At 48.4% G+C, this 16433-nt stretch carries 15 protein-coding genes; 8 read left to right on the forward strand and 7 right to left on the reverse strand.

Going from position 1 to position 16433, the window contains the following annotated elements; translation table 11 throughout:
- Nucleotides 1-2: 2 nt before the first annotated feature.
- A complete protein-coding gene (glyQ, locus tag D3795_RS09070) occupies nucleotides 3-926 on the reverse strand; it encodes a glycine--tRNA ligase subunit alpha (protein ID WP_156268092.1) in 924 nt (307 codons plus the stop codon).
- 82 nt (nucleotides 927-1008) lie between these two features.
- On the opposite strand from glyQ, the gene D3795_RS09075 reads away from it, so the two are divergent.
- Genes D3795_RS09075 through tusA form a run of 3 tightly spaced genes read left to right on the forward strand, consistent with a single transcriptional unit; the run spans nucleotide 1009 to nucleotide 2384 of the window.
- Complete coding sequence (locus tag D3795_RS09075) at nucleotides 1009-1602, forward strand: DNA-3-methyladenine glycosylase I (RefSeq protein WP_156268094.1); 594 nt, start codon at nucleotides 1009-1011, stop codon at nucleotides 1600-1602.
- 13 nt (nucleotides 1603-1615) lie between these two features.
- Entirely contained in the window at nucleotides 1616-2095 is a 480-nt protein-coding gene (locus D3795_RS09080) for a GNAT family N-acetyltransferase (RefSeq protein WP_156268096.1), read from the forward strand.
- A gap of 52 nt (nucleotides 2096-2147) precedes the next feature.
- Entirely contained in the window at nucleotides 2148-2384 is a 237-nt protein-coding gene (gene tusA, locus D3795_RS09085) for a sulfurtransferase TusA (protein WP_156268098.1), read from the forward strand.
- A gap of 137 nt (nucleotides 2385-2521) precedes the next feature.
- Here tusA and fadA read toward each other — a convergent pair whose 3' ends face one another.
- Together fadA and fadB are read right to left on the reverse strand one after the other, a co-directional pair.
- Nucleotides 2522-3685 (reverse strand): acetyl-CoA C-acyltransferase FadA, encoded by a 1164-nt coding sequence (fadA, locus tag D3795_RS09090; protein WP_156268100.1) that lies wholly within the window; start codon nucleotides 3683-3685, stop codon nucleotides 2522-2524.
- Nucleotides 3686-3714: 29 nt separating this feature from the next.
- Nucleotides 3715-5856, reverse strand: a complete 2142-nt coding sequence (gene fadB / locus D3795_RS09095; RefSeq protein ID WP_156268102.1) for a fatty acid oxidation complex subunit alpha FadB — start codon at nucleotides 5854-5856, stop codon at nucleotides 3715-3717.
- A 126-nt stretch (nucleotides 5857-5982) separates the two neighbouring features.
- Between fadB and D3795_RS09100 the strand changes: the two genes are divergently transcribed.
- From D3795_RS09100 to D3795_RS09110, 3 genes are read left to right on the forward strand one after another with little or no spacing between them, the layout of a single operon-like run.
- Nucleotides 5983-7962 carry a transglycosylase SLT domain-containing protein gene (locus D3795_RS09100; protein WP_156268104.1) on the forward strand — a complete coding sequence of 660 codons (1980 nt, stop codon included), beginning with the start codon at nucleotides 5983-5985 and terminating at the stop codon, nucleotides 7960-7962.
- Nucleotides 7963-7969: 7 nt separating this feature from the next.
- Nucleotides 7970-8590 carry a YigZ family protein gene (locus D3795_RS09105; protein WP_156268106.1) on the forward strand — a complete coding sequence of 207 codons (621 nt, stop codon included), beginning with the start codon at nucleotides 7970-7972 and terminating at the stop codon, nucleotides 8588-8590.
- Nucleotides 8590-10041, forward strand: coding sequence for a TrkH family potassium uptake protein (locus D3795_RS09110; RefSeq protein WP_156268108.1), 1452 nt, complete (start codon nucleotides 8590-8592; stop codon nucleotides 10039-10041). The genes D3795_RS09105 and D3795_RS09110 overlap by 1 nt, the downstream gene beginning before the upstream one ends.
- Here D3795_RS09110 and trkA read toward each other — a convergent pair.
- Genes trkA through def form a run of 4 tightly spaced genes read right to left on the reverse strand, consistent with a single transcriptional unit; the run spans nucleotide 10038 to nucleotide 14173 of the window.
- A complete protein-coding gene (gene trkA, locus D3795_RS09115; RefSeq protein ID WP_156268110.1) occupies nucleotides 10038-11414 on the reverse strand; it encodes a Trk system potassium transporter TrkA in 1377 nt (458 codons plus the stop codon). The two genes, D3795_RS09110 and trkA, sit on opposite strands and share 4 nt — an antisense overlap.
- Nucleotides 11411-12718, reverse strand: a complete 1308-nt coding sequence (rsmB, locus tag D3795_RS09120) for a 16S rRNA (cytosine(967)-C(5))-methyltransferase RsmB (RefSeq protein ID WP_156268112.1) — start codon at nucleotides 12716-12718, stop codon at nucleotides 11411-11413. Before rsmB ends, trkA begins: the two co-directional genes overlap by 4 nt.
- Nucleotides 12715-13677, reverse strand: a complete 963-nt coding sequence (gene fmt, locus D3795_RS09125) for a methionyl-tRNA formyltransferase (RefSeq protein WP_156268114.1) — start codon at nucleotides 13675-13677, stop codon at nucleotides 12715-12717. The genes rsmB and fmt overlap by 4 nt, the downstream gene beginning before the upstream one ends.
- Complete coding sequence (gene def, locus D3795_RS09130; protein ID WP_156268116.1) at nucleotides 13667-14173, reverse strand: peptide deformylase; 507 nt, start codon at nucleotides 14171-14173, stop codon at nucleotides 13667-13669. Before def ends, fmt begins: the two co-directional genes overlap by 11 nt.
- 81 nt (nucleotides 14174-14254) lie before the next feature.
- Here def and D3795_RS09135 point away from each other — a divergent pair, with 81 nt between their 5' ends.
- Complete coding sequence (locus tag D3795_RS09135) at nucleotides 14255-15343, forward strand: LysM peptidoglycan-binding domain-containing protein (RefSeq protein ID WP_156268118.1); 1089 nt, start codon at nucleotides 14255-14257, stop codon at nucleotides 15341-15343.
- A gap of 42 nt (nucleotides 15344-15385) precedes the next feature.
- On the forward strand, nucleotides 15386-16432 hold the full coding sequence (gene dprA / locus D3795_RS09140; RefSeq protein WP_156268120.1) for a DNA-processing protein DprA: 1047 nt from the start codon (nucleotides 15386-15388) through the stop codon (nucleotides 16430-16432).
- Nucleotide 16433: the final 1 nt, after the last annotated feature.

Genomic DNA, 16433 nt, shown 5'->3' on the forward strand with positions numbered 1-16433 from the left:
GGTTAAGCTCCTTCTTTCACTGCAGAATGGTTTTGAACTAGTGGAAAACCTAATGCTTCGCGGGCTGCAAAGTAGGCTTCAGCGCAACCTTTCGCCATGGTGCGAACGCGCAAAATATAGCGTTGACGTTCGGTTACCGAAATGGCGTGGCGAGCATCGAGTAAATTAAACGCATGTGACGCTCGCATGACTTGCTCATAGGCCGGTAGCGGTAAGTTGACAGATAGTAAGTGCTCACATTCCTTTTCGCACGAATCAAAGCGCGCAAACAAAACATCCACATCGGCGTGCTCAAAATTGTAAGTAGATTGTTCTACTTCGTTTTGATGGAACACATCGCCATAAAGAGTCTTACCGCGTGGACCGTCTGTCCATACCAGATCATAAATACTATCGACGCCTTGAATATACATTGCGAGGCGCTCAAGACCATAGGTTATCTCGCCGGCAACTGGTTTACACTCAAGGCCACCAACTTGCTGGAAGTAGGTAAACTGGGTGACTTCCATACCGTTCAACCAAACCTCCCAGCCTAAGCCCCAAGCACCTAACGTCGGTGATTCCCAGTTGTCTTCAACAAAGCGAATATCATGAACTAATGGATCAAACCCAAGCATTTCGAGCGAGCCCAAATACAGTTCTTGGATATTCGACGGTGACGGCTTTAGAAGCACTTGGAATTGATAATAGTGCTGAAGACGATTCGGGTTCTCGCCATAACGGCCATCCGTAGGACGACGGCACGGTTGCACATAAGCAAAGCTAGCCGGCTCTGGGCCAACCGAGCGCAAGAACGTCATTGGGTGGAATGTGCCTGCGCCCACTTCCATATCCAACGGTTGTACCACAGCGCAACCTTGCTGCGCCCAGTAATCTTGGAGGGCTAAAATGAGACCCTGAAATGTTTTTACATCGTAGCTAGCCATGCGATATCTCGTGCTGATTTTTAAACCAAATTGGCGTAAATTATACCCTGTGTTGACGCGAGGTTACAGGATACCGTGCGAAATGACGAAAACAATTAACCGCTGCAGTTGGTGTGGCACTGACCCTGAGTATGTTCGCTACCATGACAACGTGTGGGGGCGCCCAGTAAGCGACAGCCAAGAGCTGTTTGCGAAATTGTGCCTTGATGGTCAACAAGCGGGTTTAAGCTGGATCACGATTTTACGCAAACAAGCCAATTATGAAGAAGCCTTTTGCGACTTTAATCCCTATGAAATTGTTCGATTGCCCAAAGACTATCAAGCTGAATTAATGCAAAATGCGGGCATTATTCGCAATCGCTTGAAAATAGAATCAATCTTTAAGAATGCGCGCGCTTACCTCGAACTCGAAGAACAGGGTATTCATTTTAACGAGTTTCTTTGGCAATTCAGCGATGGGCAGCCCAGAATTTTCGCTCGACAGGGTGGTGACATTCCCACTTCCGACGAAGTTTCTGATACCATGGCGAAAGCCTTAAAAAAAGCTGGTTTTAGCTTTGTTGGTACCACAATTTGTTATGCTTTTATGCAAGCGGTGGGAATGGTTAACGACCACGTTGTTAATTGTCATTGCTATGAACCAACCTGCGACGCCATGCGCCGTTTCTCATTATAGATAAGAGTTGATCATGTTAGAGATTGTACTTGCTGATTATAGTAATCCGAAACACCGTCAAGCCGTTGTTGATATGTTAGATGACTACGCCCGCGATCCGATGGGTGGGGGCGAGGCGCTACCAGAAGCAACACGGGAAAATTTGATTGATGAAATGGCGAAGCGTGACCACGTCTTTTCAATTCTTGCTTACGTTGATGACCAACCGGTAGGTTTAGCGAATTGCGTTGAAGGTTTCTCGACATTTGCGGCAAAGCCTGTGATGAATATTCATGATATCGCGGTCATAAAAGACTTTCGCGGCCAAGGTATTTCCAAGCGCCTATTGCAAGAAGTCGAAACACTGGCTCAATTCCGTGGTTGCTGCAAGCTTACCTTGGAAGTATTACAAGGCAACGAACCAGCAAAAATCGCTTACGAAAAATTCGGCTTTAAACCTTATCAGCTTGATGATGCGATGGGTAAAGCAGAATTCTGGCAGAAATACCTGTAAGTGACGTTGTTCGTTAGTTGTTATTGGTTATTCGTAGAGCAGGAAAGAGAGCATGGCTGATGGAGTGAGTTCACAGCTTGATACTTTGGGGCTGCGGTGCCCGGAACCGGTGATGATGCTGCGCGTGGCGATGCGCAAACTGAACCCCGGCGATACGCTGGAGGTGATTGCTGATGATCCCGCCACCACTCGTGATATTCCGAGCTTTTGCCGCTTTATGGATCACGAGCTGCTGGTGGCGGAAACAGAAAGCCAGCCATATCGCTACCTCATCCGCAAAGGCTCTTAAAACCAACAACGTTATTCGATAATCGTTAATCGTTGTTCGAAAAAAAACTCCGAAGCTTTTAAGCCTCGGAGTTTTTTAAGTTTTGCTTCTTGGCTTTTCCGAATCACGAATAACCAATAACGAACAACGCTTTTTACTTACACGCGTTCGAAGACGGTGGCGATGCCTTGGCCTAAACCAATACACATCGTCGCTACACCCAACGTCGCATCTTTGCTTTCCATTAAATTGATCAACGTGGTTGAGATACGTGCGCCTGAACAACCAAGCGGGTGACCTAGTGCAATTGCACCACCGTTCAAGTTAACTTTCTCTTCCATGACATCGAGCAAGCCCAAGCCTTTTAATACCGGCAGAGACTGAGCAGCGAACGCTTCGTTGAGTTCCCACAAATCAATGTCTTTGACATCTAAGCCAGCACGCTTTAATGCTTTCTGAGTTGCTGGAACTGGGCCGTATCCCATAATTGACGGGTCACAACCGGCTACTGCCATAGCGCGAATACGAACGCGTGGCGTTAAGCCAAGTTCTTTCGCTTTGTCAGCTGACATCACCAAACAAGCGGCCGCACCGTCAGATAACGCTGACGAAGTACCAGCAGTAACGGTACCGTTCGCTGGGTCAAAGACCGGGCGTAGCGCGGCTAAGCCTTCTACCGTAGTTTCTGGGCGAATTACTTCGTCGTTTTTGACTAAGTGCAAAATACCGTCAGCGTCGTGACCTTCTAGCGCCAAGATTTCTTTAGCAAAACGGCCTTCAACGGTGGCTGCGTGAGCACGCTGATGCGAGCGAGCACCAAACGCATCTTGAGCGGCGCGGTCAATACCGAATTTGCGTGCTAACAATTCTGCAGTCATACCCATGCTACCAGCTGCGCGAGCGACTGACTTATTCATGCCTGGGTGGAAATCGATGCCGTGCGTCATCGGTACGTGACCCATGTGTTCAACACCACCAGCAATCATAATATCGCCATCACCATGCATAATGGCGCGGGCAGCATCGTGAATGGCTTGCATTGAAGAGCCACATAAACGGTTCACGGTAACCGCTGAAACCTGGTGCGGAATACCAGCAATAAGTGCCGCATTACGTGCAATATTGAAGCCTTGTTCAAGTGTTTGTTGTACACAACCCCAATAGATGTCCTCGAGTTCGTTCGCATCAACTTGCGGATTACGCTCTAGCAAACCTTTCATTAAGTGCGCCGATAAATCCTCGGCGCGAACATTGCGAAAAACACCGTTTTTCGAACGACCCATAGGGGTACGAATACAATCGACAATCACTACGTCTTTCATAAATTCCTCCGTTAGCGCTGCGCTAATGATTAACCGGCCAGGTACGATTTGCCTGACTTCGCCATTTCACGCAGGCCATCGGTTACTTGATACATTTCACCTAAATGCGCGTACTTGTCGGCCAAAGCGATAAAGTTTTCGAGGCCAACGGTTTCTAAGTAACGGAATGGTCCACCACGGAATGGCGGGAAGCCAAGCCCGTATAGTAGCGCCATGTCGCACTCAGCAGCGCTGGCGACAATGCCTTCTTCTAAGCAACGGACGCACTCGTTCACCATGGGCACCATACAGCGCGCGATGATTTCATCAGCGTCTAATTGCTTGTCGCCAATACCGAGCATTTCGTAAACTTCAGGTGCTTTTTCTTTGGCTGGACGACCTTTCTTGTCAACGCCATAGTTGTAGAAACCTTTGCCGTTCTTTTGGCCATAGCGCTCAGCTGCAGCTAACTTCGCAATCGCACTGCTGGTGTCACGTGGCATACGGCTTGGGAAGCCATCCGCCATAACGACGGTGCAGTGATCAGCCGTGTCGATACCGACAACATCAGACAGATAAGCCGGGCCCATTGGCCAGCCAAACTGACGCTCCATGACTTTATCGATGCCGGCGAAATCGACGCCTTCATCAACCATACCGGCAAAACCAGCAAGGTAAGGGAACAACACGCGATTCACCAAGAAACCAGGGCAGTCATTCACAACAATGGCTGTTTTACCCATGCGCGACGCATAAGCGACGACAGCAGCAACAGTTTCGTCTGAGGTTTTCTCGCCACGAATCACTTCCACTAATGGCATTTTGTGCACTGGGTTAAAGAAGTGCATGCCGCAGAAGCGTGACGGATCTTTCAGATTTTTCGCTAAGCGATCAATTGAAATGGTTGAAGTGTTTGACACAATAATGGTGTCGTCATCAACAACGCTCTCCATTTGTGCCAGTACTTTCCCTTTCACATCTGGGTTCTCTACTACCGCTTCAACAACGATATCGACGCCTTTTACGCCGTCATCAAGCAAGGTTGGGGTAATAGAAGAAAGCACTTTGGCCATTTTCTTGTGGTCCATACGACCACGTTCAACCAATTTGCCGAGAATTTTGCTGGCTTCAGCCATACCCAAATCAAGCGCTTCTTGACGGATATCCTTCATGACCACTGGCACGCCTTTATAGGCAGACTGGTAAGCAATACCGCCTCCCATAATGCCAGCGCCAAGAACCGCTGCGCGCTTAATCTCTTTGGTTGCTTGTTTGGCAGCTTTTTTCGCTTTGCCTTTTACCATTTGGTCGGCCATAAAAATGCCAACCTGTGCACGACATGCGTCCGTTTGGGTCAGACCAACAAACGCAGCATTTTCTGCTTTCAGTGCTTCTTCACGACCATGTTTCGCGCCATCTTCAACTGCTTTAATTGCTGCGTGAGGTGCGGGGTAATGTTTACCGGCTTGCGCTGCCGCCATTGCTTTGGCGGTTACAAAGGTCATGGTTAATTCGGTATCATTTGCTTTCAATGGCTCAAGTTTTGGCTGACGTTTTGCGCGCCAATCTAACTCGCCATCGGCTGCTGATTTCACCATGCGCAATGCCGCATCACGCAATTTTTCTGGCATTACAACAGCGTCGACTAAGCCAATCTTCAAAGCGTCTTCCGGTTTATTATTCTTACCGGTAGTGATGAGCTCTAAGGCATTATCAGGGCCAATAACACGAGGTAAGCGCATGGTGCCGCCGAAGCCTGGAATTAAACCAAGTTTTACTTCAGGAAGGCCAATAACTGCGCTGGTATCGACAACGCGATAATCACAAGCAAGCGTGGCTTCACAGCCGCCACCTAGCGCGAAACCAGCAACTGCGGCAACGGTAGGTACCGGTAGGTCTTCTAGTTGATCAAAGACGCGCGATGCTTTTGCGACCCAAACCTTCGTTTGTTCGACATCAGCAAATAATGTGAGGAATTCTGTGATATCAGCGCCTACAATGAAGGTAGGTTTCGCGCTGGTAACAATAACACCGCGCAAATCGCTGCTGTTGGCCAACTTTGTTAAAGCTTGGCTGAATTCTTCCAAGGTTTTCTGGTCAAACTTGTTCACAGAGCCTGCGGCTGCGAATTGAAGCTCGGCAATGCCGTCTTCTACAAATTCAACCCGAATGCTATCACCCTGATAAATCATATTCGGTCTCCTTGAGCGTTTACTGATAATCAGATTGCTTTCGGTTAAAGTGGTTCTTATAGTCGCCCTAGAGTGTGGCCTTATTAGGGCAATTTTTCAATGATTTTTTAAACGTGCGTTTGAATTATGTCGAATTGGTATCAGCAAGTTTGTGTGGTTGTATTGTGTACTAGCGGTTTGGTAAGTGGTGTTCATGCCAATGAATTATCAACCAGCCAAGCCACAACTAGCCCTATCGATGTGCGCGAGCAGCAACGTGAACTGTTTTTAGAAGCAGAAAAAGCATTGAAGCAGCGGCATCTAGATGAATACGCTCGACTCAAAGAAATATTAGAAGATTATCCTTTACTGCCTTACTTAGAGGCTGATTATATTCGCTTACTGGCTACTGCCGAAGATGATAATCGGGTTGGTAACTTCCTTAACCAACATCATTTATCGCCATTGGGCTGGCAGGTACGTTCAGCCTGGCTCGATAAGCTGATGGATGGCCATCATTACGAGCAATTTTTACGTTATTATGAATATCCCGGCAGTACCCGTCACCAATGTTTCATGGTTTACGCGCAGTTAGCGACAGGTACCGGTGATACGAAACCAGTGCTTCGTCTCGTGAATGATATTTGGTTAACCGGAGATTCTCTGCCAAAAGACTGCGACCCAATATTAGAGGCGTGGACGAATGCTGGAATGCGCACAACCGATATGGTTTGGCAACGCATTGTTCTGGCTGCTGAGGGGGGCAAGCACACGTTAATTCCTTATTTGCAGAAGATGTTGCCCATGCCCATGCAGTATCTGGCCGAGCATTATCATCGTGTGCGCCGTAACCCAGTGAACCTGAATGAGTTAAAGTTTTTAACCGGTAATTACCCTACACAGGAAACGCAAATTGTTGCCTATGGTTTGGGACGATTGATCTGGCGCGACCCTGATTTGGCACTCAACCTTATCGATAACTTACCCGACCATATTAATTTTTCGGCGGAGCAATATCTTAAGCTTCGGCAGACGTTTGCGGTCGCCTTAAGTTTAAAAGATCACGATCAAGCCAGCCGTTGGCTTGCGCGAATTGATGCAACCGAACACACTGACGCAACCCTTCATTGGCAGCTAGCTGAGTGGCTTAGAGAAGGCGCGTGGACCCAAATTATGGGGTTGGTACCGCGTTTACCTGATTCACAGCGAGAGTCAGAGCAATGGCAATATTGGTTTGCCCGCTCGTTAGAGGCGCAAGGGTTCGAACCTGTATCTAAGCAAATATTTGAGCGTGTTGCGCAGCAGCGCAGTTACTATGGCTTTCTTGCGGCCGCGAAACTTCAGCAGCCATTAACACTGAGTCGAGATGCGCTTCAATTGCCCGCGGAGCATCTAAATCGCGTACGGCAATTGCCCGGCGTTCAGCGTGCTTATGAATTACGAGCACTCGATAGAAACTTAGATGCGCGGCGTGAATGGAATGCGTTAATTGAACATCAGCCTCCAAATGATCAACGCGCGTTGGCAGTTATTGCAAGTGAATGGGGCTGGCATGATCAAGCCATTTATACATTGGGTATATTGGGCGAATACGATGCCATTGCTCAGCGTTTTCCAACGGCCTACATGGAAGAACATCAAGAATTCGCTAGCGCAGTGAATATTGATGTGAATTGGGCCTTGGCGGTATCGCGGCGCGAAAGCGCATTTCGAGATGATGCGCGTTCACACGCTGGTGCTTATGGCCTTATGCAATTGCTGCCGAGCACAGCAAACTTAGTCGAGCGGCGAGATGTTAGCGTTCACGAATTATTTAATCCTTCCTACAACATAAGGCTTGGCACTCGCTACCTCGCTGACTTGCAGCGTCGGCTTGGAAATAATTGGATCTTGGCGACAGCAGCGTATAATGCTGGCATTTACCGGGTGTATGATTGGCTGCCAGCACAACCGATGGAGGTTGACCGCTGGATAGAACTCATTCCTTACGTTGAAACGAGAAACTATGTGAAGAATGTCTTGGCGTATCAACAAATCTATCGGACGTTACGCGAAAACGAGCTGCAACCGGAATTATTTGGTGAGTTAGTGCCCATGCAAATAAGCGGTGCACAACTAAAACGTTAGGTAGGATATGAGTGGATATCGGGTGCCGAGTGCGCCGGCAACCCATGAAATAATCATTAAGAACAGCCGATTTATTGCGTCAGCTCGTCACGCTGACTCCGCTGCCGCGCATCAACAGCATATACGCGACTGTCAGCAACAATGGCCTGGGGCCAACCATTATTGTACGGCGGCAGTGTATGCAGAGCCAAACAACAGTCAAACTTATGCCATGAGTGATGACGGTGAACCTTCAGGTACCGCGGGGCGGCCGATGTTTCATGTGTTACAAAGTAGCGGTATTGGCGAGATTTCGGTCGTTGTAACGCGTTATTTTGGCGGCGTGAAACTGGGTACCGGTGGCTTACAACGAGCTTACAGCCAAGCGGTCAGTGAAGTACTTAAAGTTTTGACCTGTCATGAAAAAATACTACGCAAAGCGGCACAGATAAACTACGATTATGCAGACCAAAGTGTGGTTTCCCACGCACTACAAAGCTATGATGCGGTAATAAAAGAACAACAATTTACAGCTCATATTGAAGCGACACTTTATATTGTGGCTGATACAGCACAAACGCTTCAATCCGACATAAAAAATGCTACGCAAGGGCGCGTAGTCATGACAATTATAAATGAGGACGGCTAGTGCGCTTTCGCGGCATACTTCGTATTCTAGGACTACTTATTTGCCTTTTTAGTGCGACATTGATCCCGCCAGGTATCGTAGCACTGATTTATGAAGACGGCGGCGGCGTCGCTTTCTTGTTGGCATTTATTGTCAGTATCACCGTTGGTTTTCTGGTTTGGTATCCGAATCGTCACGAACATTCAGACCTCAAAGTGCGAGACGGCTTTTTGCTCACCGTTTTGTTTTGGACGGTACTGGGCTCTGTGGGTATTTTGCCGCTGTGGTTTACCGCTGAAGTACAGCTTTCAATTACTGATGCCGCATTTGAATCCTTTTCTGGTTTAACTACGACTGGTGCAACCATCTTAACCGGCATTGAGTACTTACCGCATAGTATTTTGTTCTATCGCCAGCAACTGCAATGGCTCGGTGGTATGGGTATTATCGTGTTAGCGGTAGCAATACTGCCAATGCTTGGTATTGGTGGCATGCAGTTGTATCGCGCAGAAATTCCTGGGCCGCTGAAAGACGCTAAAATGACGCCCCGAATTGCCGATACGGCCAAGCACTTATGGTACATCTATGTGGCGTTAACCGCCGTTTGTGCCATAGCCTATAAACTAGCTGGAATGGGTTGGTTTGATGCGATTGGGCATGCATTTTCGACCATTGCTGTTGGCGGCTTTAGTACTTACGACGCCAGCATGGGTTACTTTGACAGTTCCTTGATCAACACCATCTGTGTCGTATTTCTACTCCTGTCATCGATTAACTTTGCAGTTCACTATGCAGCTATCACGGGTCGTACCCTACTGGGTTACTTTAAAGATCCGGAAGTACGCGGGTTTATTTTTATTCAGGTTATACTGATTATCATCGTGTTCATGACAGTGTTGGTTCATAAAATATTCGACAACACCGAAACAGCCTTCAACCAAGCCATGTTCCAAGCTGTGTCAATTAGCACAACAGCCGGTTTCGCGACCACCGATTTTTCGAGCTGGCCATTGTTTTTACCGATACTTCTTATCTTCGCTAGCTTTATAGGTGGCAGCGCAAGCTCTACCGCAGGGGGCTTGAAAGTTGTTCGAGTCTTGCTATTGTTCCGTCAAGGTGTGCGCGAATTGAATCGCTTAGTGCATCCGCAGGGCATGTATTCCGTGAAGCTAGGGAAGCGCATTGTACCGCCGCGAGTGGTGGAGGCCGTATGGGGCTTCTTTGCGGCTTATGCGCTGGTGTTTGTTGTCATTATGCTTGGGCTATTAGCGACGGGGCTAGATGACATCACTGCATTCTCCGCAACCGCAGCCTGTTTGAATAACTTAGGTCCGGGCTTGGGTGATGTTGCGGCTAACTATGCCGGTATTTCAGACACTGCAAAATGGCTACTGGTTGTAGCCATGTTGTTTGGGCGCCTTGAGGTATTCACCATCTTGGTGCTACTAACGCCAACATTCTGGCGCAGTTAGAAGAATAGGGCGCTTGGTTGGAACAAGCGCTCTACCTCGCGAATATATTTCTTATCGACTAAGAACAGAATCACGTGGTCATCTGCTTGCAGTACAGTGTCATCATGGGCAATGAGTACTTCATTTCCGCGCACAATAGCACCGATTGTGGTACCTGGCGGTAGCTTGATCTCGTCAATGGTTTTGCCAATAACTTTCGAGGTTTTCTCATCACCGTGAGCGATAGCTTCGATTGCTTCTGCAGCGCCTTTTCGGAGTGAGTAGGCATTCACTATATCGCCTTTGCGAATAAGCGACAACAATGCTGAAACGGTCGCGCGTTGCGGCGAAATGGCAATATCAATGACGTTATCTTGAACGAGGTCGACATACGCTTGGCGCTGAATCAGTACCATTGTTTTCTTCGCGCCCAGTTTTTTCGCTAACATGGCCGACATAATATTGGCTTCATCGTCGTTGGTTACCGCAATAAACACATCCATATCTTCAATGTGTTCTTCGGTAAGCAAGCGTTCATCAGAAGCATCCCCCTGCAAAATAGTGGTATTTTGTAGGCTTTCGTTAAGTGCTTCGGCACGCTCTTTGTTATGTTCGATAAGTTTAACGCGGTGATTTTCTTCGAGCAACGACGCTAGTCCAGCACCAACATTACCGCCGCCGGCAATCATCACGCGGCGATATTGATGCTCGAGCTTTTGCATTTCTTCCATGACCATGCGCACATAACGGGTGTCTGCGATAAAGAATATCTCATCGCCCGCTTCAATAATGGTGGTGCCCATGGGTTTAATGGCTTGGCCTTGACGGAAAATTGCGGCAACGCGCGTTTCCACATTTGGCATATGACTTTTTAACGTTGAAATAGCATGACCAACTAATTTACCACCGTAATACGCGCGCACAGCCACCAAGCTAGCGCGCCCTCCAGCAAACTCCATGACTTGCAGCGCTCCAGGATAATCCACCAAGCGCTTAATGTAGTGGGTAACTTGCTGTTCAGGGGAGATCAGGTAATCGACCGGAATATCATCTTTGTGGAATAGCTTATCTTTGTAGTCGCTATATTCTTGTGAACGAATACGAGCAATGCGCTTCGGCGTACGATACAGTGTGTAGGCAATTTGACATGCCAGCATATTGGTTTCGTCACTTGGCGTTACCGCAATCAACATATCAGCGTCTTCACACCCCGCTTGGCGCAGCACGCGCGGATGCGATGCATAACCTTCAATGGTGCGAATATCGTGAAGTTCAGACAGGGCTTCGAGGCGCGATTTATCCGTATCTACAACGGTAATATCGTTGTCTTCGCCTACTAAGTTTTCAGCTAACGTGCCGCCAACCTGACCACCGCCTAAAATCACTATTTTCATTTGCGCTTTTCCAGTTTTGCGTAATAAAACCCATCACCATTGTGATCACCGGGTAACCATTGCCACTCTACTGCGCCATCGGGTTTCGTTGCAACTGCTATTGCATCGGTATGGCGTTGTTTAAATGCTTCAATTTGAAGTGTATTTTCATCTGCCAGTATAGAACATGTGGCATACAGTAGCGTGCCACCAGGCTTTAACGTTGGCCACAAGGCATCTAGAATCTGTTCTTGAATAGCAACGAGCTCGGCAATATCACTGTCGCGACGTAACCACTTGATATCTGGGTGGCGGCGAATAACACCGGTTGCCGAACATGGCGCGTCGAGCAAAATACGATCAAATAATTGCCCGTTCCACCAGTCGGTGTTGGTGGCATCGGCCTCACGTACGTCGGCTTTCAACTGTAGTCGCTGCAAGTTTTCATGAACGCGTTTCAAGCGCTGTGCATCGGCGTCAATCGCCAACACTTGCGCTTTAGGCTGCTTTTCCAAAATATGCGCGGTTTTTCCACCCGGTGCAGCACAGCAATCGAGAATACGTTCGCCAGCTTGTGCATCAAGTAACCATGCCGCGTGTTGTGCGGCGATATCTTGTACCGAAACCCAGCCATCTTGAAAATGAGGTAGTTGTTGCACATCAACAGCATTGACCAGTTGTATGGCGGTTTCTAACGGTGCTTCGGCAACGGCTTCTATATCAGCCTCGCGCAACAGCTCAAGGTATTCTGCGCGGTTCGTATGTTGACTATTAATACGTAACCACATCGGCGCTTGACCATTATTTGCCGTAAAAATTGCCTCTGCTTGGGCTGGATAATGCTGGGTAATTCTATCGGCAAGCCAGCGCGGGTGACCGTGTAACAGCGCGGGTTTTGCATTGAGTTGCAGTTGTAGTTGTGGCAGCTGGCGTTGCAAGTTTCGTAACACGCCATTCACCAAGCCTTTTTGCTTACCGCGTTTTAATAACACCGCTGCATCGACCGTAGCTGAAACCGCAGCGTGTTCAGCTGAGCCCATATAAACGAGTTGATAGGCGCCAACCAACAAGAGACTGTGCAAGATCTTTAGCTCACCTTTGAGGGGCTTGCTAATTAAGGCGCCAACCATAAAGTTTAGCGCTGGTAAATGACGTAATGTGCCGTAAGCCAGTGCTTGCGCCATGCCTTTATCACGTGGTGCCAGTTGCCGGTTCAAAGCTGGCAGCGCTTGGCTGAGCGAACGACCTTGTTCAATAACCTGGAACACTGCTTGGGCAGCTACAGCACGACTGTCGGCTCCGGGGCGCACGTTGGTTTGGCTCATGACTGTACCTGAGGTAGCGAGGTGTTTGGTGTAAGCCAATCGCTACGGCCATTAAGGAAGTCTGCGGCAGCCATTGGTTTTTTACCCGCAGGCTGAAGCTCGAGTAAACGGAGTGCTTGATCGGCAGTTTGAACAACAACGCCGTATTTGTCAGCTTGTAAAATTGTGCCTGGCGCTGCCTTGGTGCCTTCAACAACATCGGCCCGCCATACTTTCACAATCTCCCCGTTCGCACAGCTAAGCCAACATATAGGCCAAGGATTGAATGCTCGAACCCATCGTTCTAGCGCTTCGGCAGGTTGCTGCCAATCGAGTTGCGCTTCTTCTTTACTCAGCTTCTTCGCATAGGTTGCATGAGAATCATCTTGGGCAACAGCTGCGCTCTGCAGGTTCTCTAGATTGTGTAGTGCGTCACATAATGCCGTTGGACCCAGCTCAGCAAGTTTCGTATAAAGCGTCGCTGACGTATCAGTGGGTAAAATAGGTAAGCGGGCCTCGAGTAAAACCGGGCCAGTATCTAGGCCTGCTTCCATTTGCATGATGGCAACGCCCGTTTCTTCATCGCCAGCCCAGAGCGAACGTTGAATTGGGGCGGCACCGCGCCAACGCGGCAGTAGCGACCCGTGAACGTTTACGCATCCAAGTCGCGGTGTATCTAACACCACTTGCGGTAACAATAAGCCGTAAGCAACCACCACCATGACATCGGCGTTATAACTTGCCAACTGCGCTTGCGCATCAGCTTGCTTGAAGTTCTCCGGTTGCTCTACTGGGAGGTCATGCTGTAACGCGAGCTGTTTGACAGGGCTTGCCTGCAGTTTTTTACCACGCCCGGCTGGCCGATCAGGTTGCGTATAAACGGCGACAACGTCAATGTCGACATCCTGAATTAATGCCGCCAAATGCTGCGCAGCAAAATCTGGTGTACCGGCAAACACCACCTTCAATTTATTCGGCATGCAAGCGGGCTTCTTTTTCGAGTTTTTTACGAATGCGATCGCGTTTTAACGGCGACAAGTAGTCGACGAACAGCTTACCATTGAGGTGATCGAGTTCGTGTTGGATACAAATGGCAAGTAAACCTTCGGCCGTCAGTGAGAATTCTTCGCCGTTACGGTCAAGTGCTTTCACGGTCACTTTGCCAGCGCGTTCAACCTTCGCGTACACGCCAGGGAACGATAAGCAGCCTTCTTCGTTGGTGAAATGACCTTCTTGTGCTGTAATCTCAGGGTTAATAAACACCAGAGGCTCGTTCTGATCTTCACTACAGTCAGCAACGAATAGCTGACGGTGAATATCGACCTGAGTGGCAGCAAGGCCAACGCCATTGGACTCGTACATGGTTTCAAACATGTTGTCGATGTCCGCTTTTAGAGCGTCGTCAACTTGCTGAATTGGTTGTGCGACGGTGCGTAATCGCTCGTCTGGATATTTTAAAATTGTTAATTTACTCATAACCTTTCATTCGCTAGTTTCATCTTGCGTGATTTTAACGTAATTTGGGGATGAACACACGGTTTTACAACGGAGCTCAAGATGACCAAATGGCAATTACCGGCGATTGCGCTAATCGGTTTTCTGTTAGGTATACCACTGCATGTTGCCGTGGCGCAGTCAACTACAGCAGAACAAACAAAAGGCGACGTGTTGTCGTTACGTGAAGACGCACCGCAAGAATATGTTGTCAAAAAAGGCGATACGCTGTGGGATATTTCTGAGTTGTATTTAAACGATCCGTGGTATTGGCCTGAATTATGGCGAATTAATGAAGGTGTCGCGAATCCTCACTTAATCTATCCTGGCGACCGATTGTTGTTGGTTTGGGTAGATGGTCGTCCGCAATTAACGCGTAAAGAATACCGAGCGTTGCTGCCGCAAGGCGAAGTGAAAGAGAAAGGTGAGCCAATTCCGACGTTTTCGCGTGAAATGCTAGCGCCATTACTCACTGAACATCGCTTGCTGAGTCGTGCTGCACTAGACACGCTGCCGCAAATATTGGGTGATAACCGCGGTGCGCCTCGGGTGAACGGTATGTTGCCAGTATTTATAAAAGGTGCCGTGGAGAAAACTACTTATAGTGTGTTTACTCCGGCGGAACGCATCGATCAAGGTGAACTACTGCGTTATGTCGGTGATGTGGACATCACATATAATGGTGGCGAAATTGCCGAAGGTGAACTCAGCCGAATTCAACGAGAAATTCGCCGCGGTGACTACCTGTTAGAAACCAAGCCATTGAATATTCCTGAAGTAATCACACCAGTTTCTGGTGCTGAAATAGATGGTCAAGTGATCGCCTCACTTAATAATCGTAAAGAGCAAGGCAAATACGATGTGGTGGTGCTAAATAAAGGCGCAAATCAAGGCGTAAAAGTTGGTCAGATGTATCAAGCGATTCGTCCAGGTTCCACCATTTTTGTTGAAGGCAAAGAAATCAGCTTGGTGAATTATTATAAACCAGCGGATGACTTGTCACGCTTTTGGCGCAATACCGTTCAGTTACCAGCATCGGCAACGGCAGAAATGATGGTTCTTGAAGTTCAAGAGGACACGAGTTTTGCCATTGTGTTGCGTTCACGCGAGTGGCTCTCGGTAGGTGATTACTACATTCCAAAGCAGCTCTAAATAAATAGACGTTCGCTTTCTTAAATAGTGGAGGTTATCAGCATGGATGCTGAAACCGCGACGACGTTGCTGGCGCTTGCCAGCGCGCCAAGCAAACATCGGAAGTTTTTACGTACACTGAGTTCGTTTGAACAAATTGCAGCTCACGCACGCTGGCCGAATGCCAATCTCGTTCCGGCACGAATTGATAAACTGCAGCGGTGGGCGGCACAGCCAAACTGTCATGCCATTCATCTGCGCGACTCACTATATCCTGAATCACTAAAGCATATTCACGATCCGCCATTGGTTTTATTTGCGCATGGCAACCTAAGCTGTTTGGAAGCGACCAATGTTGCAGTAATTGGCAGCCGTAATGCGTCTCCAGTAGGGCAACATACCGCCGACTACTTTGCTCGTGGCTTAGCGCGTTCGGGAGTCGTCGTCAGTAGTGGCTTAGCGGCTGGAATTGATGGCGCAGCCCATCGTGGTGCGTTAGAAGAGGGGCGTACGCTCGCAGTATTGGCTTCCGGCCCCGATATTTATTACCCATCGCGCAATCGTCAATTGCAGCAACAAATCATGCAAGCTGGTTTAGTGGTTAGTGAATTCGCACCGGGTACGCCCCCAAAACGCGATCATTTTCCGCGCCGCAACCGTATTCTTAGTGGTTTGTCGCAACTGGTGCTTGTGATAGAAGCGAAGCTTTACAGTGGTACGCTCATTACGGCTGGCTTAGCGCAAGACCAGCAAAAGACGATTATGGTGGTACCCGGTTCAATCTGGGACGCTGCGTTCACTGGTAGCTTTAAGCTGTTAACTGAAGGAGCGGGCATCGCGGTTTGTGTGAACGATATTTTGCGCGAGTTGAATTTACCAGAATTGCCCCCATCTCAATTATCAGAAAAACAGCACCAAATAAATTCAACGCGAAGCTTGGCAAACCGCCAATTGTTGGCTAATGTGGGATCAGAGGTCACCTCAATAGACACCATTGTGGCGCGCAGTGGACTGCCGGTTGCGATTGTTACAGAGCAGTTGGTGTTATTAGAACTTGAGGGTAGTGTGGTCTCAGTTTCAGGCGGTTATATAAAAATGGGGAGGCGCTAAC

This window comes from Pseudidiomarina andamanensis (genome assembly GCF_009734345.1).
Lineage (GTDB): Bacteria > Pseudomonadota > Gammaproteobacteria > Enterobacterales > Alteromonadaceae > Pseudidiomarina > Pseudidiomarina andamanensis.

Excerpts from the sequence above, each read along its gene's own strand:
- glyQ (WP_156268092.1), bottom strand. The coding sequence starts at position 926 with ATGGCTAGCTACGATGTAAAAACATTTCAGGGTCTCATTTTAGCCCTC.
- D3795_RS09075 (WP_156268094.1), top strand. The coding sequence starts at position 1,009 with ATGACGAAAACAATTAACCGCTGCAGTTGGTGTGGCACTGACCCTGAG.
- D3795_RS09080 (WP_156268096.1), top strand. The coding sequence starts at position 1,616 with ATGTTAGAGATTGTACTTGCTGATTATAGTAATCCGAAACACCGTCAA.
- tusA (WP_156268098.1), top strand. The coding sequence starts at position 2,148 with ATGGCTGATGGAGTGAGTTCACAGCTTGATACTTTGGGGCTGCGGTGC.
- fadA (WP_156268100.1), bottom strand. The coding sequence starts at position 3,685 with ATGAAAGACGTAGTGATTGTCGATTGTATTCGTACCCCTATGGGTCGT.
- fadB (WP_156268102.1), bottom strand. The coding sequence starts at position 5,856 with ATGATTTATCAGGGTGATAGCATTCGGGTTGAATTTGTAGAAGACGGC.
- D3795_RS09100 (WP_156268104.1), top strand. The coding sequence starts at position 5,983 with ATGTCGAATTGGTATCAGCAAGTTTGTGTGGTTGTATTGTGTACTAGC.
- D3795_RS09105 (WP_156268106.1), top strand. The coding sequence starts at position 7,970 with ATGAGTGGATATCGGGTGCCGAGTGCGCCGGCAACCCATGAAATAATC.
- trkA (WP_156268110.1), bottom strand. The coding sequence starts at position 11,414 with ATGAAAATAGTGATTTTAGGCGGTGGTCAGGTTGGCGGCACGTTAGCT.
- rsmB (WP_156268112.1), bottom strand. The coding sequence starts at position 12,718 with ATGAGCCAAACCAACGTGCGCCCCGGAGCCGACAGTCGTGCTGTAGCT.
- fmt (WP_156268114.1), bottom strand. The coding sequence starts at position 13,677 with ATGCCGAATAAATTGAAGGTGGTGTTTGCCGGTACACCAGATTTTGCT.
- def (WP_156268116.1), bottom strand. The coding sequence starts at position 14,173 with ATGAGTAAATTAACAATTTTAAAATATCCAGACGAGCGATTACGCACC.
- D3795_RS09135 (WP_156268118.1), top strand. The coding sequence starts at position 14,255 with ATGACCAAATGGCAATTACCGGCGATTGCGCTAATCGGTTTTCTGTTA.
- dprA (WP_156268120.1), top strand. The coding sequence starts at position 15,386 with ATGGATGCTGAAACCGCGACGACGTTGCTGGCGCTTGCCAGCGCGCCA.